Below are 14,862 nucleotides of genomic sequence, written 5' to 3'. Positions count from 1 at the left end.
GATGTTCAAGAAAAAGAAAGCCCAGACGTCATTTCGAGAGGTCTTTAAAAAAGGCGACTTCGCTACAAAACTATCTTTTTTAGTTATGGGTGCTGCAAACTTCGCCAACAAGCAGTGGTTAAAGGGAATCATCTTTTTAGCAGCTGAAATTGGCTTTATCTATTGGTTAATCCGTAATGGTTTCCACGCATTAATGATGCTAGGAACACTAGGGACCCAACAGCAAGGATTAGTATATGATGATTCTTTAGGGATTGAAGTTCTAAAAGAAGGCGATAATTCAATGCTCTTATTATTATTCGGAATTGCAGCAATTTTAGTCTGTTTATCGCTAATCATTTTATATGTAATCAATTTAAAAAGCGCCCGTCACCTATATGAATTAAAGACAGCCGGCAAAAAAATTCCAACAACTATGGATGATTTACGTAGCTTGTTAAACGAACGTTTCCATGCAACTTTAATGACGATCCCCTTACTAGGCGTTCTTTTCTTTACAATCTTGCCGTTGTTATATATGATTTCAATTGCCTTTACCAACTACGACCATAACCATTTGCCACCGAAAAACCTTTTTACTTGGGTTGGATTGGCAAATCTAGGCAATGTAATCACAGGCGATATGGCTTCAACGTTCTTTCCAGTACTTGGCTGGACCTTGATTTGGGCTGTTTTCGCAACCGCAACTTGTTTCTTTTTTGGAATCATTTTAGCCTTGCTTATCAATACAAAAGGCTTAAAATATAAAGCGTTTTGGCGGACTATTTTTGTCATCACGATGGCCGTACCTCCGTTTGTTTCACTTTTAATTATGCGAAACCTCTTAAATGGTTCCGGACCTATCAATGCTCTGTTGTTAAACTGGGGCTTAATCGATTCTTCTATCCCCTTCTTAACAGATCCGAATTGGGCAAAATTAACCATTATTGTTGTCAATATGTGGATTGGTATTCCTGCTACGATGTTAATTTCTACAGGGATTATCCAAAATCTCCCTGAAGATCAAATCGAAGCTGCTAGAATTGACGGCGCCAATAAATGGCAAATTTTTAAAAGTATTACGTTTCCACAAATTCTATTTGTGATGACCCCGGCGCTGATTCAACAGTTTATTGGCAACATCAATAACTTTAATGTCATTTATCTATTAACAGGTGGTGGGCCAGCCAATTCTAACTTCTACGGTGCAGGCTCAACTGACCTTTTAGTTACCTGGTTATACAAATTGACTGTCGATACAATGGATTACAATTTAGCCTCTGTGATTGGTATTTTAATCTTCATTCTTTCCGCAGTCTTCAGTTTAATTGCCTATACACGGACGAATTCATTTAAGGAGGCGTAACTTATGGCTAAAGCAAAAAGTTACCAGAAAAAACAACGCACTGCACTTACCAGCGTTTACATCATTCTAACCATTTTAGCAGTTTTTTGGATGTTCCCCATTGTGTGGATTATCTTAACAAGTTTTCGTGGCGAAGGCGGTGCATTTGTTCCCTATATCATTCCCAAAACATTCACTTTAGAAAACTATAAAGTATTATTAACAAATCAGACTGGCAACTTCCCCTTTGTCCGTTGGTTTTTGAACACCTTGTTCGTCTCCATCGCAAGCTGTCTGTTATCAACTTTCATTACAATCGCAATGGCTTATGCGCTGTCACGGTTGCGTTTCCGCTTAAGAAAACCATTTTTAAAAGTGGCGCTCGTTTTAAATATGTTCCCTGGTTTTATGAGCATGATTGCCGTTTACTATATTTTAAAAGCCTTAAATTTAACTGAAAGTTTATTCGCTTTAATTCTGGTTTACTCTGCAGGCTCGGCGCTAGGTTTTTACATCGCCAAAGGGTTCTTCGATACCATTCCGATGGCTTTAGACGAATCGGCTATGATTGACGGTGCCAACAAGTGGCAAATTTTCACAAAAATTACGTTGCCATTGTCGAAACCAATTATTGTCTATACTTCTTTAACCGCCTTCATGGGCCCTTGGATGGATTTTATTTTCGCAAAAGTTATTATGGGTGATAAAGTTGAAAATTACACCGTTGCGATTGGTCTCTTTTCGATGATGACCAAATCAACAGCCAATTCACTATTCATGGCTTTTACAGCAGGATGTGTGCTAATTGCCATTCCAATTACTATTTTATTTATATTAATGCAACGTTTCTATGTAGAAGGCGTGACTTCTGGCTCTGTCAAAGGCTAGAAAAAACATCGTTTGGTTTATAGCCAAACGATGTTTTTTATTTTTTGGCGTTGTTTTCCTTACACGTTTTTCTTCGTAGCGCTTGATAATTGGACAAAATTTTCATGACCGCCAAAAAGTGTTGATTGACCTCTTGATAATCCTCTAAGGAAAGAACACTAAGCGTTTCAGATAGTTGCTGTTTTACTTGATTTTCTTTTTGCTTAAAGAGCTTCTCGCCTTCTTTTGTTGTATAAACATTAACCACGCGGCGATTTTCTTGATTATGGCGACGTTGAACAATCGCTCGTTCTTCTAACCCCGCAATAGAGCGACTCACTTGAACTTTCGACGTTCCTACTTGGTTGGCTAACTCTGTCATACTGATTCCTTCATTCGTTGCCACAATTAATAAAATTAACATGTCTAACTTGGTTAATTTTAGATCCTCCAAGTCTAGGTCTTTAAAAAGCAATTGGCTCATATATGAAAAAATTTCAGTAAAGACACTAATATCTAAATTTGATGAATGCTTCTCTTTATCCATATGTTCTCCCTCGTTTCCCACCTAGTGTATACTAAATTCACTTGATTATCAAATGGTAATGATTGATTTTTGTTAACTATTATGTTACGTTATACACTAACTTAAGGTTGTGTTGTTGATAAATTGGAAGAAGGATGCGAAAAATATGCTAGAACTCAAAGAGATAAAAAAATATTATACTGTCGGCGGAACGACCACTAAAGCTTTAGATGGCGTCTCTGTCGCTTTTCGAAAACAAGAATTTGTAGCCATTCTGGGTCCCAGCGGCTCTGGTAAAACGACGATGTTGAATGTGATTGGCGGATTGGACAATTACGATTCTGGTGACTTAATCATTAACGGCAAATCAACAAAAAATTTTAAAGAAGCCGACTGGGATGCTTATCGGAATAACTCAATTGGTTTTATTTTTCAAAGTTACAACTTAATTAGTCATCAAGGGATTTTGGATAATGTCGAGCTTGGTATGACACTAAGTGGTATTTCAAAAGCAGAAAGACGCCAAAAAGCCGAAGATGCACTCATCCGTGTCGGTTTGAAGGACCATATCCATAAAAAACCTTCCCAATTATCTGGCGGTCAAATGCAACGGGTTGCCATTGCTCGCGCTTTAGCTAATGATCCCGATATTTTACTTTGTGATGAACCAACTGGTGCATTGGATTCAGAAACTAGCCTGCAAATTATGGCACTTATCCAAGAACTTTCGAAAGAAAAATTAGTTATTATGGTGACCCACAATCCTGAATTAGCTCACGAATACGCTGATCGAATTATTGAATTTTCAGATGGCCAAATTCGTCATGACTCACGTCCTCATATTGAACATGAAAAAAAAGAACCTTTCGAATTGAAACGCACCAAAATGAAATTCACGACTGCGCTGCGTTTATCTTTTAATAATATCCGCACTAAAAAAGGGCGAACTTTTTTAACCGCCTTTGCTTCAAGTATCGGAATTATCAGTATCGCGATTGTCCTTTCTCTTTCAACAGGATTCCAGAAACAAATTGATAAAACTCAGTCGGAAACGTTAGCGCAATTTCCGATTACCATTTCTAAAATAGCGACAGATCAAGATCCAGAAAGTTTCAACAATCAGGACAAAAAAGGCACCTTCCCGAAAGAAAAAGAAGTGACTGCTAAAATTAGCGATGCGGACCGTGCGCAACACACGAATTTAATTGATCAAAAGTTTATTGACTATGTCAATCACATTGATCCTGAATTAAGTAATAATATCGGCTATACTCGTCTAGTCAATATGAACTTATTAAGAGAAATCAACGGGAAAGCACAAGCTGTCAAATTTTCAAACGATGCACCCGACGGCCAATCAAACGCGATGGCTTCTATGATGGCTGCCCAAACTGGCGTCGGCGTTTCTGCTTTTCCTAAACAACTAGAAAATGGAAAAAACAATTTCTTAAAAGACAATTACTCGTTGCTTGAAGGAAATTATCCAGAAAAAGAAACCGATGTCGTTTTAATCGTCGATAGTAACAATACCACCAATATTAATGCTTTAAAAAATCTTGGCTTTGACGTGAAAGATAATCAAAAGATTGCCTTTTCAGACATTGTTGGCACAAAAATGAAATTAGCCAATAATAATGCATTTTACACCAAATTATCGACAGGCAACTTCATTCCTAACCAAGATTTGCAAGCTGTTTACGATAACCCAGAAAATACTGAATTAACAATTTCAGGGATTTTGCGAATTAAAGATTCTTCAACAATGAATCTATTAGCACCTGGAATTGCTTATAGCGATGCACTTTCAACTAATATGATTGCCAAAAACAAAACCTCTGACATTGTTAAAGCGCAAGAAGCCAGCAACACTAACGTTATGACTAACGAAACATTAGATGCTTCCGCGAAAGAAAACCTGTTGTCTTATTTAGGAGCGAATGAAATCCCTTCAAGTATTATGATTTATCCAAACGACTTCAAATCAAAAGATAAAATTCTTGATTATTTAGATGCTTATAACAAAGGAAAAGATAAAAAAGACCAAATCATCTATTCTGATTTAGCTGGAACAATGACCCGCTTAACAGGTGGTTTAATGGATGCCATCACCTATGTGCTGATTGCATTTGCTGGGATTTCCCTTGTTACAAGTATGATTATGATTGGGATTATCACCTATACTTCTGTCATTGAGCGGACCAAAGAAATCGGTATCCTGAAAGCGTTAGGAGCTCGTAAAAAAGATATTACCCGGGTGTTCGATGCCGAAACTGCTATTTTAGGCGTTGCCTCTGGCATTCTTGGTGTTGTGATCGCCTTTCTCGCAACATTTCCGATCAATGCAGTGCTCTATAACCTGACTGATTTAGAAAATGTTGCCACCTTAAATCCAATTCACGGGATTATTTTGATTGTAATTAGCACAATCTTAACCATGATTGGTGGCCATATTCCTGCCCGAATGGCAGCCAAAAAAGATGCGGCAGTTGCTTTACGTGCAGAATAAATAACAAAAAATAATCCTTTAATTTCTCTTAAAGGATTATTTTTTGTTTGTAATTTTTATAAAACCACCGTATACTAAATGATTGTGAATGCTTAATAAAAAGAAACGAGGTAATTTCATGTTAAAAAAACCATTTTTACTATTTTTTTCACTTTTAGGAGCTATTTTTATTTTAGCTAGTTGTGGCATAGGAAAAGATGCTGTCACAGATACTAAGTACAAAGTTAGTTTGCAGCAAGCTGCTGAAATCTATGAAAAAGAAGCTGGCAACAGCAAACCATTAGTAAATGTCCAATTTGATACAGAACCAGCAAGTGACTACAGCTATATCTTTACCAACGATACAGAAACACTTTACGTGAATCCTGAAACAGGAAAAGTCACCAAAAATACTGAAGCAAATCAACTTGGCGAAAACGAGACAGCCTTTTCAGCTGCTGAAGTCAAAGAATTAGGCGCTGTTAACGACGTTTTAGCCAAAGCAAAAAAAGAAGTTGGAGGACTTTCTCCACGTATTTTGACTTGGAAGTTAACCAAAAATAACAATAAACTTGTTTATACAGTAGATGTTAAAACGACTACGGCAGATGAAAAAGTTACCTTAGATGCCAATAAATAAGCACAAGCGTATAACTTATCACGAAATAACCAAATCTTAAAATACTCTTTGGGACAGAAACTACGCATTAGGAAACCTTAACATTTTCCGAAGCCGATCGTTCTGTCCCAATTTCATTCTTTTAAGTAATAATAATTGTTCGTTACCCCTGCTACCGTTATACTTAGTTTAAAAGAAAAGATGGGAGTATCAATTCATGGTTTATACAGTTGATTTTAAAGAAGTAGCCACTATTGGTTTAGAAAGTTCACCAGTGGCACCTGCCCTTGCTGGACTAAGAGCGAATGAAGCTCGCTATTTTTGGAATAAATACAAACATCGCTTTACGACCGTCCCTGCCTCTGAAGCTCCAGAAACATTGGCCTGGATTGAAAAAATTTTATTAGAACGAGAATTACATTTCCCTTACAAGCCACTTGAAATTTCTTCTTTCACTTTAGATGGCATAAAAATGGCCTATGTATTTTATGAAAACGGCTTAGCAGTTAACGTGATGTACACATTAGCTGAGGAAGGCAAACGCGCCGTTGGGTTTAAACTTTCAGATGGTATGGCAATCCCTGCAGAATTTGAAGGAAAATTCAAATTTGCTCGTCAAAAATCAAAATTAGCTGGAACCATTCGCGGCTCTTATTTTGTCATTAAAGGAACCTATTAAAAAAATGCTTTTGCCCTTATTATTAAAGGCAAAAGCATTTTTTTATTTTAATTCTTCAATATAGTTAAATACTTGTTGTCCAGCAATACCGCCTTCACCGACCGCTGTCGTGATTTGACGCAATGTTTTTTCACGGACATCACCAATGGCATAAACACCAGGAATTTTTGTTCTCATTTCTTGGTCTGTTTCAATCCAACCAGCCTCATTCGTAATACCAGCTTTTTTAAATGGTTCTGTTAATGGATCTAGCCCCACGTAAATGAACACGCCGTTTGCTTCAATTTCAGAAACTTCATCTGTTTTGACATTCCGTGCTTTCACACCTGTCACGACCATTTCATTGCCAACAATTTCTTCGACAACTGTATCCCAAACAAAGGAAATCTTTTCATTTGCAAAGGCACGATCTTGAATGATTTTTTGCGCACGCAATTCATCACGACGGTGAACAATCACTACTTCAGAAGCAAATTGCGTTAAATAGATTGCTTCTTCAACTGCAGAATCGCCGCCGCCAACGACTACTAAGCGTTTATTTTTAAAGAAAGCACCGTCACAAACAGCACAATAAGAAACACCACGGCCAGCAAATTCTTCTTCGCCTTTTACACCCAATTTTCGGTGTTCACAGCCTGTTGCAATAATTACCGCTTTAGCTTCATAAGATTTGTCATCACAAATCACTTCTTTATAGGATCCGTGGTCTTCGATGCCCATCACAATACCATACGCATTTTCCGTACCAAATTTTTCTACATTTTCATACATTTTATAGGCCAATTCTGGACCCATAATAGAATCAAAGCCTGGGTAATTCTCTACCTCAGCAGTGTTGTTCATTTGCCCACCAGGCGCACCGCGTTCAATCATCAATACAGAAAGATTGGACCGTGATGCATAAAGTGCTGCCGTCATCCCAGCAGGACCGGCACCAATGATAATTACATCATACATTTTATTTCCCCCAAAATTTTAAGTAAGTTTACTTTACTCCTTAAACAATTTCTTGTCTACTTTTCTGCCCTTTTTTGACATTCGGAGTAGGTGTGTCTATTACGTAAGTTATTGTACCACGGTTTTGTGTTTTCTAGGAGGGGGAAAAGAAAAGTTTAAAAATAACGATCACAACGAATCATTGATTTTTAGAAGCCGTTGTACTGCCGCATCAGAGAATTCTTCTTTATCATTTTTTATGCATTCTTGTTGATTTTGCCCTTGTGGAACAAAACGAAATACTGTAAATGATGCAGATAACGTATCAGGATTACTAATCCGATGAAGACTATTATGCATCCGAATAAGTTCTCCTTCTGCACAAATTCTTGAAACAATTTGCTGATTTTCTACCTCTTCTATTTTCACTTTTCCAGACTGCACAAGTAAAACTTCCTCGATTTTGTGATGCTTATGCCAACCTTGCACAGTTTTTCCTGGCAAGCTATTTATATGTATTTCAAACTCTGGAAATAGAAAATAATTTACTTCTGTTCTATCTGGCTTTTTACGAAAGATGACCTCGTCTCTTGTTAAAATTTCTATATATTTCTGTAACATGGCAGGCTCCTTTTAACTTTTTTTATAGCCGAAAGCTATTCTTTCAAACTAAGTTTGAAGCTACTTTCTGAAAATTCGAGTTCCTTTAAATATACTTTTATTACCATTTGAAAATCACTTTTTTTAAAACAATTGACTGTTCAGTATCAATCTTCACTAATCCATCTGTTCACCAGAAAAAATATAGTATTTCCGATTATTCACGAACTTATTATTCAACTTCAAAGGAAAATCAGTCAACACACAGCCCACATATCTAACATCAGAAACACTTCTACTTTTCTCAAATACTGCTATGGTATACATTAACCTTACTAGTAACATTATAGCATCAAGTTTTAATCATATGTAGATTTTAAAAAAATTGATAGCACCCTAACAGATGTTTTCGTTGCTCATTTAATTTACATGATTATTTTTTAGATGCTAATTAAATGTTTGTCAGTAACCTGAATTTTTGATATTTTTATCCAGATTACTTATGTCGGTTTATCAGTTTAAAAAAGAAATGTAAAAAATGGACAAAAATGAACTACAGCCAAAAAAAGAATAAAAGCAAATAAACTAGCAGCTATTATAAGTTTATTTTTTAACAATATTTATAGCGGGACAAACCATCTCACTTTTCTGGTATTCAGACTTGCTACTCTATTCAATATTTATTTGAATTGAGATGCTTTCACTAATTTTAATTTGAATTCTACCTGATAAGTTCATAAAAAATAACCTCCAAAAATTGTATTTTTCAGATACAACTTTTGGAGGTTAAAATATCTTACCTCAGCCTATTTCTTGGCATTTTTCCATACTTATCATTTCTCTACTTCTCTAAATAAAACTCAAATCGACTTCCTGCATACTGCGTACGAACATATTCAAAAGGTAGTCCGTTTTCAAAATAGGATACTTGGCGCACACGCAGAATCGCATCGCCTCGTTTAATCTCTAAATATTCTGCGATCTGTTCCGATGCTTGAACAGCAGAGATTGTTTGGTTAGAATGGCCAATTTTGTGGCCAGATTTGGCTTCAAGTGTTTTATAAAAGGAGTTCGTGATTTCAGATTTGCCATATTGCGAGACCAATGAATAAGGAATGCTCGCCACCTCAAAACAAATCGGAATGTCATCCGCAAAACGAATTCTTTCCATTCGTAAAATTGAATCTTCTGGACCTAGTTGTAATTTTTCCATCTCACTAGAACTAGGTTTCGCTACAAAATAAGACACCGTCCGACTAGAAGGAACGCGATTTTGAGACAAGGTAATTTCTGTAAAACTAGTGGTACCTGTCATTGTTTCTTGAACTTTCTTACGTGCTACATACGTTCCTGAACCAATTTTTCGTTCTAAAATCCCTTCGTCTGCTAAAGTCTGAATGGCTTGGCGTAAGGTCATTCGACTAACATCAAATTTCAAGGCTAATTCTCGCTCAGAGGGCAAACGATCCCCGATACTCCAGACACCTTTTTCAATATCTTCTTTGATTTTATCGTGAATTTGAATATAAATTGGTATATTTTGAACCATTTACGCTTCCTCCTCTTCGTTCATCTCCTCTTCTATTATAACTGGTATAGACCGTGTAAACAACCAAAAAATGATAAATAAAAGAGGAATTGGAATTTTTATCAAAGTTGGTCTAGTTGCATGCTTTCTTTTTATAACAAAAACATTTGGCTTAGTCAGTAAAAAGTGACCAAGTCAAATGTTTTTAAACGAATTTCTATTAGTTATTATCTTTTTACATTTTCTTCTTTCAACAACTTGTTCGCTGTGGCCATCATCAAACGGATTCGGTTCAACTGATTGACCAAAGATACCCCTGGATCATAATCCACCGCCGCAATGTTTGCTTGCGGATATTGGCGTCGTAGCTCTTTCACGACCCCTTTTCCAACAATATGGTTTGGTAAACATCCAAACGGCTGCATACAAACGATGTTATTCACCTCGTGTTTTAAGAGCTCAATCATTTCAGCTGTTAAAAACCAACCTTCACCCGTATGATTGCCAATTGATAAAATTTTACTTGCATCTGCTGCCATATCATAAATGGAATGAATACCATCAAAACGGACCGATTTTCTCAATGCCTTATCCATTGGTTTTTCTACCAATTCAATGATTTTTATCGCAAATTCTGCTAAACGTTTGCTTTGTTTTGACATGCCCATATTTTCGTATTTCCAAATTTGATTGTACAAAGAATAGTTCATAAAGCCAACAATATCTGGCACAACTGCTTCAGCACCTTCTTCTTCTAGCAAACGCACAATATCATTATTCGCTGTCGGCGAATATTTCACTAAAATTTCCCCGACCACACCGACTTTTGGTTTTTTTATCTCTTGTAAAGGAATTTCATCAAACGTCCGAATAATTTTTTTCATGAAGTGATTAAATTGTGTCAGCGAACCATTCCGGACATTGGCTTCCACTCTTTTTAGCCAATCTTGGTGCAGTTGATCCACCATTCCTTTTTCTGTTTCATAAGGTCTTGTTCGATAAACTACTCGTTCGAATAAGTCACCATATAAAAAGGCAACTACTAAGCGCTTGATCATTGGCAACGTAAATTTAAATCCTGGATTGGATTCGACTCCTTTATTGCCCATCGAAACTGAAACTACAGGAACTTGAGAAAAACCAGCATCATTTAAGGCTTTTCGTAATAATGGAATGTAATTCGTTGCGCGGCAACCGCCCCCTGTTTGCGTCATTAAGACACTGACATTATCCAAATCATATTGACCACTTTCCAAAGCTTCAACTAGTTGTCCGATGGAAATAATTGCTGGGTAACACGCATCATTATTGACATATTTTAACCCGACATTCACAGCTTCTTTGTCTTGCGCAGGCAAACAGACGACATGATAGCCAGAAGCTTGTAATGCTACATCGACTAATCCAGATTGATGAATCGGGCTAAGCATTGGTAACAGTAAGGTATGTGTTTTTTTCATTTGTTTTGTAAACACAATTTTCTCTGGCTCTTCCATTTGCATATGCGGAACAAACTGTTGCTTCTCCCGCTCATTGACAGCCGCCTTCAAGGAGCGCAACCGAATACGAATTGCGCCCAAATTCGCGCCTTCATCGATTTTGAGGACTGTATAAATTTTGCCAGACCGATCCATGATTTCTTCTACTTGATCGGTTGTCACAGCATCTAAGCCGCAACCAAAGGAATTCAGTTGGACAAGTTCTAAATTTTTCGTCTTAGCCACTACTTTAGCCGCCGCATATAAGCGAGAATGATAGACCCATTGATTCACCACACGTAAATTCTGCACGTCTCCAAGATGCGAGATACTGTCTTCTGTCAAGACATGGAATCCTTCCTGTGTAATGACTTCGGCAATGCCGTGATTAATTTCTGGATCCAAGTGATACGGTCGTCCCGATAAGACAATTCCTCTCTGGCCTTTTTCAGTTAACATGGCTAACGTTTCTTCGCCTTTTTCTTGAATTTCTTTTTTAAAGGCTGCTAATTCTTGATAACCATGATGCAGCGCTGTTTGAATTTCTTCTAGGGAAATCCCTAAATCAGCAAAATTTTCAGCTAAAACTTTGGCAACTGCAGTTTCATTCGCTAAATTAAGATAGGGATTTCGATAATCCACTTGGCCCTCTCTGATGGCATCCACATTATTTCGAATAACATCTGGGTAGCTTTGCACAATTGGACAATTAAAATGATTATCTGCTTCCACTGTTTCTTGCTGTTCAAAAACGACACCAGGATAAAAGATAATTGGCACTTGCGCATCAATTAATGCTTGAATATGTCCATGCGCCATTTTCGCTGGGTAACAAACCGTATCACTGGGAATCGTTTCAAGGCCTTGTTCATAGATTTGTTTATTAGAACGTGGCGATAATTCGACCCGAAAGCCTAAGTCAGTAAAAAATGTATGCCACAAAGGATAATTTTCATACATGTTTAGGACTCTAGGGATACCCACGCGCCCACGAAACGCTTTATTTTCCCGCAAAGGTCGGTACTTAAATAACTTGCGGTACTTATAATCAACCAAATTCACTTTGCGTTCTTCTCGTTTAATTTTAATTCGTGCACCACGTTCACAGCGATTTCCCGTAATAAATTGGCGCCCATCTGAAAACACTGTGACCGTTAATTGACAATTGTTTTCACACAAGCCGCAATGAGTAAATTCCTTTTCAGAGGTAAATGCCGCTAACTCTTCTAAAGAAAGAAGCGTGGTTTCTTCCCCAATTTCATAAGCGTCCAAAGCAATCAGCGCTGCCCCATAGGCCCCCATCAAACCAGCAATAGAAGGACGAACCACTTCACGACCGCTAATTTTTTCAAAAGCTCTCAAGACCGCTTCATTGTAAAATGTTCCTCCTTGGCAGACAATCTTTTCTCCCAACTCTTCAGGTCGGCGAACCTTAATAACTTTATAAATGGCATTTTTGATGACTGAATAAGATAGTCCAGCAGAAATATCGCCGACAGAGGCCCCTTCTTTTTGAACCTGTTTCACTTTTGAGTTCATAAAAACAGTACACCGAGAACCTAAATCAACAGGCGCTTGCGATTCTAAAGCGGCCAAAGCAAAATCCTTCACATTATATTTTAAAGATTGCGCAAAGGTTTCGATAAAAGAACCGCACCCAGAAGAACAAGCTTCATTTAATTGGATCGAGGAAAGCACGCCATTTTTAATGGTCATCGCTTTCATATCTTGTCCTCCGATATCCAAAATAAAATCCACACCTGGCTGAAAATGGTTGGCTGCTTTGTAATGGGCCATCGTTTCAACTTCACCAATATCGACTTTTAACGCATTTTTTATTAGCTGTTCTCCATATCCTGTAACAGCCGCTTTTCCGATAAAAACTTCTTCAGGCAGTTGTTGATAAAGTGATTTCAGTACTGTCATGGTGGTTTCTAAAGGTTGCCCTTGGTTATTACCATAAAAAGAAAACAACAAATGACCATCTTCATCAATCAATGTGACTTTTGTCGTTGTAGAGCCTGCATCAATCCCTAAAAAGGTCACGCCAGTATGTTGAGATAAAGGTTTCTCCGTTGCTTGAGCTTGCGCGTGTCTTTCTCGAAAATCTGCCAAATCTTCTGCGCTGTTAAATAACGGTGGTAACGTGTCGCTCGGCTGTAAATCAGTAGCCTGGCTGTTCACTAAGCGCTGAATTAATTCTTCCAATGTACATTCGGCTGCATCTTCTGAATAAAGTGCTGCACCCATTGCTACAAACAGTTGCGGTTGTTCTGGAAAAATAACATCTTCTGGCTGAATTGCTAAGGTTTCAACAAACCGTTTTCTCAATTCTGACATGAAAAATAAGGGTCCCCCTAAAAACGCTACTTTACCTTTAATTTTGCGACCAGCAGCTAACCCGGCGATTGTTTGATTAACTACCGCTTGAAAAATACTTGCCGCGATATCTTCTTTCGCTGCTCCTTCATTGATTAAAGGTTGAACATCCGTTTTGGCAAAAACCCCACAGCGGGAAGCAATCGGATAAATAGTTTGATAATTCTTCGCCAATTCATTCACTCCATTGGCATCCGTTTTAAGTAAAACAGCCATTTGATCGATGAAGGCGCCTGTCCCACCTGCACAACTACCATTCATTCGTTGCTCTAAAGCACCATCAAAAAAAGTGATTTTTGCATCTTCTCCGCCAAGTTCAATAGCAACATCCGTTTCTGGGATTATTGTTTCAACAGTTCGTGTACACGCGATAACCTCTTGAACAAAGGGAATCCCTAATACCTCAGCCAGCCCCATACCACCAGAGCCAGTTATGCTCATTGTCACAGGTTGGTCTGCACCGATCCTTGCTAGCCCTTCTTTTAAAATGCGTTCCGTTGCTGCTTTGACATCTGAAAAATGGCGTTCATATTTTGTAAAAATAGGCTGATTTTGTTTATTTAAAAATACTAATTTTACTGTCGTTGACCCAACATCAATCCCTGCTCTCATAACCATCAATTAAAATACCCCTTCATTTTTCAACAGTTTGTTGATTATTATACAAACTGTTTGTTATAATAGATATACCTATTTTAGAAAGGTTCTAAATGATTTGCAACAAGCAATTTACCCTATTTTGTGAGATAAACAACAAAGTTTCCGCGAATGTTGACTATCTCGAAAGGAATTTATGATGGCAAAGAAAACAGACCTTAGAGTACAACGAACCAGAAAAATGATTATTGAAGCTTTTTTTAAACTTGTAGAAACGAAAGGCTACGAAGCGGTGACGATTCAGGATATTGCTGATGAAGCTATGATTAATCGTGCGACTTTTTATGCTCATTTTAAAGACAAACAGCATTTATATGATGCAATCTTCACCTTTACGCTTAGTGCTTTTACCGCTATTCTTGATTCGCAACAACTGGTTAATGGCAACCGTGTCCGCGTGAAGCACATTGAAGAACTTCTGACGCAACTCTATATTAATATTCAAGAGAACAAATCTTTCTTCTTAACTATCATGGACAATAATTTCAACGAACACTTTCGAAAACGCTTAGCTGAAATTATCGAAGAAAAATATGCGACGATTTTTTCGCAGTTGCGTATTACCGAAAATGATATTGATGTACCGATAGATTTTGTTATTGAATATATGACCTCTATCTTCATCGGTACCCTTCATTGGTGGATTACTAGCGAAACGGATATGACACCCAACCACTTAGCCCAATTAGTTATCAAATTAGTTGGTAATGGTCATTTAACTGTCTTAGGCATCGAATTAGAAAAATAAAAACACCGGAGTAGACAATAATTTTGTCTGCTCCGG

The 14,862-nt window shown here is 37.5% G+C and carries 11 protein-coding genes; 6 read left to right on the top strand and 5 right to left on the bottom strand.

Annotated features, from left to right (window positions below; all coding sequences use genetic code 11):
• The first annotated feature begins 1 nt into the window (after position 1).
• Both IGJ46_RS05445 and IGJ46_RS05440 read left to right on the top strand, forming a co-directional pair.
• A complete protein-coding gene (locus IGJ46_RS05445; RefSeq protein ID WP_218391534.1) occupies positions 2-1,345 on the top strand; it encodes a carbohydrate ABC transporter permease in 1,344 nt (447 codons plus the stop codon).
• Positions 1,346-1,348: 3 nt separating this feature from the next.
• A complete protein-coding gene (locus IGJ46_RS05440; protein ID WP_002360454.1) occupies positions 1,349-2,212 on the top strand; it encodes a sugar ABC transporter permease in 864 nt (287 codons plus the stop codon).
• Positions 2,213-2,249: 37 nt separating this feature from the next.
• Here IGJ46_RS05440 and IGJ46_RS05435 read toward each other — a convergent pair whose 3' ends face one another.
• Positions 2,250-2,759 carry a MarR family winged helix-turn-helix transcriptional regulator gene (locus IGJ46_RS05435; RefSeq protein ID WP_002365578.1) on the bottom strand — a complete coding sequence of 170 codons (510 nt, stop codon included), beginning with the start codon at positions 2,757-2,759 and terminating at the stop codon, positions 2,250-2,252.
• Between the two features lie 124 nt (positions 2,760-2,883).
• Between IGJ46_RS05435 and IGJ46_RS05430 the strand changes: the two genes are divergently transcribed.
• The 3 genes from IGJ46_RS05430 (at position 2,884) to IGJ46_RS05420 (ending at position 6,500) form a co-directional block, all read left to right on the top strand.
• Positions 2,884-5,223, top strand: coding sequence for an ATP-binding cassette domain-containing protein (locus IGJ46_RS05430; protein WP_010712386.1), 2,340 nt, complete (start codon positions 2,884-2,886; stop codon positions 5,221-5,223).
• Between the two features lie 118 nt (positions 5,224-5,341).
• Complete coding sequence (camE, locus tag IGJ46_RS05425) at positions 5,342-5,842, top strand: plasmid sex pheromone cAM373 precursor (RefSeq protein WP_002358931.1); 501 nt, start codon at positions 5,342-5,344, stop codon at positions 5,840-5,842.
• Between the two features lie 196 nt (positions 5,843-6,038).
• Positions 6,039-6,500, top strand: coding sequence for a hypothetical protein (locus IGJ46_RS05420; RefSeq protein WP_002355960.1), 462 nt, complete (start codon positions 6,039-6,041; stop codon positions 6,498-6,500).
• Between the two features lie 42 nt (positions 6,501-6,542).
• Here the strand turns inward: IGJ46_RS05420 and trxB are convergent, their stop codons facing one another.
• The 4 genes from trxB to IGJ46_RS05400 all read right to left on the bottom strand — a co-directional run bounded on the left by trxB (position 6,543) and on the right by IGJ46_RS05400 (position 14,039).
• The gene (gene trxB / locus IGJ46_RS05415) at positions 6,543-7,457 is read right to left on the bottom strand and encodes a thioredoxin-disulfide reductase (protein WP_002357780.1); all 915 of its coding nucleotides are present in this window, start codon (positions 7,455-7,457) and stop codon (positions 6,543-6,545) included.
• Between the two features lie 168 nt (positions 7,458-7,625).
• Complete coding sequence (locus IGJ46_RS05410; protein ID WP_218391533.1) at positions 7,626-8,057, bottom strand: cupin domain-containing protein; 432 nt, start codon at positions 8,055-8,057, stop codon at positions 7,626-7,628.
• 820 nt (positions 8,058-8,877) lie between these two features.
• Positions 8,878-9,585, bottom strand: a complete 708-nt coding sequence (locus IGJ46_RS05405; protein WP_002357800.1) for a GntR family transcriptional regulator — start codon at positions 9,583-9,585, stop codon at positions 8,878-8,880.
• A gap of 206 nt (positions 9,586-9,791) precedes the next feature.
• Positions 9,792-14,039, bottom strand: a complete 4,248-nt coding sequence (locus IGJ46_RS05400; RefSeq protein WP_202579008.1) for a 2-hydroxyacyl-CoA dehydratase — start codon at positions 14,037-14,039, stop codon at positions 9,792-9,794.
• A 175-nt stretch (positions 14,040-14,214) separates the two neighbouring features.
• Here IGJ46_RS05400 and IGJ46_RS05395 point away from each other — a divergent pair, with 175 nt between their 5' ends.
• A complete protein-coding gene (locus tag IGJ46_RS05395; RefSeq protein ID WP_002357803.1) occupies positions 14,215-14,826 on the top strand; it encodes a TetR/AcrR family transcriptional regulator in 612 nt (203 codons plus the stop codon).
• Positions 14,827-14,862: the final 36 nt, after the last annotated feature.

The organism is Enterococcus sp. AZ120 (genome assembly GCF_050546165.1).
In the GTDB taxonomy this organism is placed as follows: domain Bacteria; phylum Bacillota; class Bacilli; order Lactobacillales; family Enterococcaceae; genus Enterococcus; species Enterococcus faecalis.
The sequence above is the reverse complement of the archived record's forward strand: the minus strand, read 5'-3'. Positions and strand labels throughout refer to the sequence as shown.

Excerpts from the sequence above, each read along its gene's own strand:
- IGJ46_RS05445 (WP_218391534.1), top strand. The coding sequence starts at position 2 with ATGTTCAAGAAAAAGAAAGCCCAGACGTCATTTCGAGAGGTCTTTAAA.
- IGJ46_RS05440 (WP_002360454.1), top strand. The coding sequence starts at position 1,349 with ATGGCTAAAGCAAAAAGTTACCAGAAAAAACAACGCACTGCACTTACC.
- IGJ46_RS05430 (WP_010712386.1), top strand. The coding sequence starts at position 2,884 with ATGCTAGAACTCAAAGAGATAAAAAAATATTATACTGTCGGCGGAACG.
- camE (WP_002358931.1), top strand. The coding sequence starts at position 5,342 with ATGTTAAAAAAACCATTTTTACTATTTTTTTCACTTTTAGGAGCTATT.
- IGJ46_RS05420 (WP_002355960.1), top strand. The coding sequence starts at position 6,039 with ATGGTTTATACAGTTGATTTTAAAGAAGTAGCCACTATTGGTTTAGAA.
- trxB (WP_002357780.1), bottom strand. The coding sequence starts at position 7,457 with ATGTATGATGTAATTATCATTGGTGCCGGTCCTGCTGGGATGACGGCA.
- IGJ46_RS05410 (WP_218391533.1), bottom strand. The coding sequence starts at position 8,057 with ATGTTACAGAAATATATAGAAATTTTAACAAGAGACGAGGTCATCTTT.
- IGJ46_RS05405 (WP_002357800.1), bottom strand. The coding sequence starts at position 9,585 with ATGGTTCAAAATATACCAATTTATATTCAAATTCACGATAAAATCAAA.
- IGJ46_RS05400 (WP_202579008.1), bottom strand. The coding sequence starts at position 14,039 with ATGGTTATGAGAGCAGGGATTGATGTTGGGTCAACGACAGTAAAATTA.
- IGJ46_RS05395 (WP_002357803.1), top strand. The coding sequence starts at position 14,215 with ATGATGGCAAAGAAAACAGACCTTAGAGTACAACGAACCAGAAAAATG.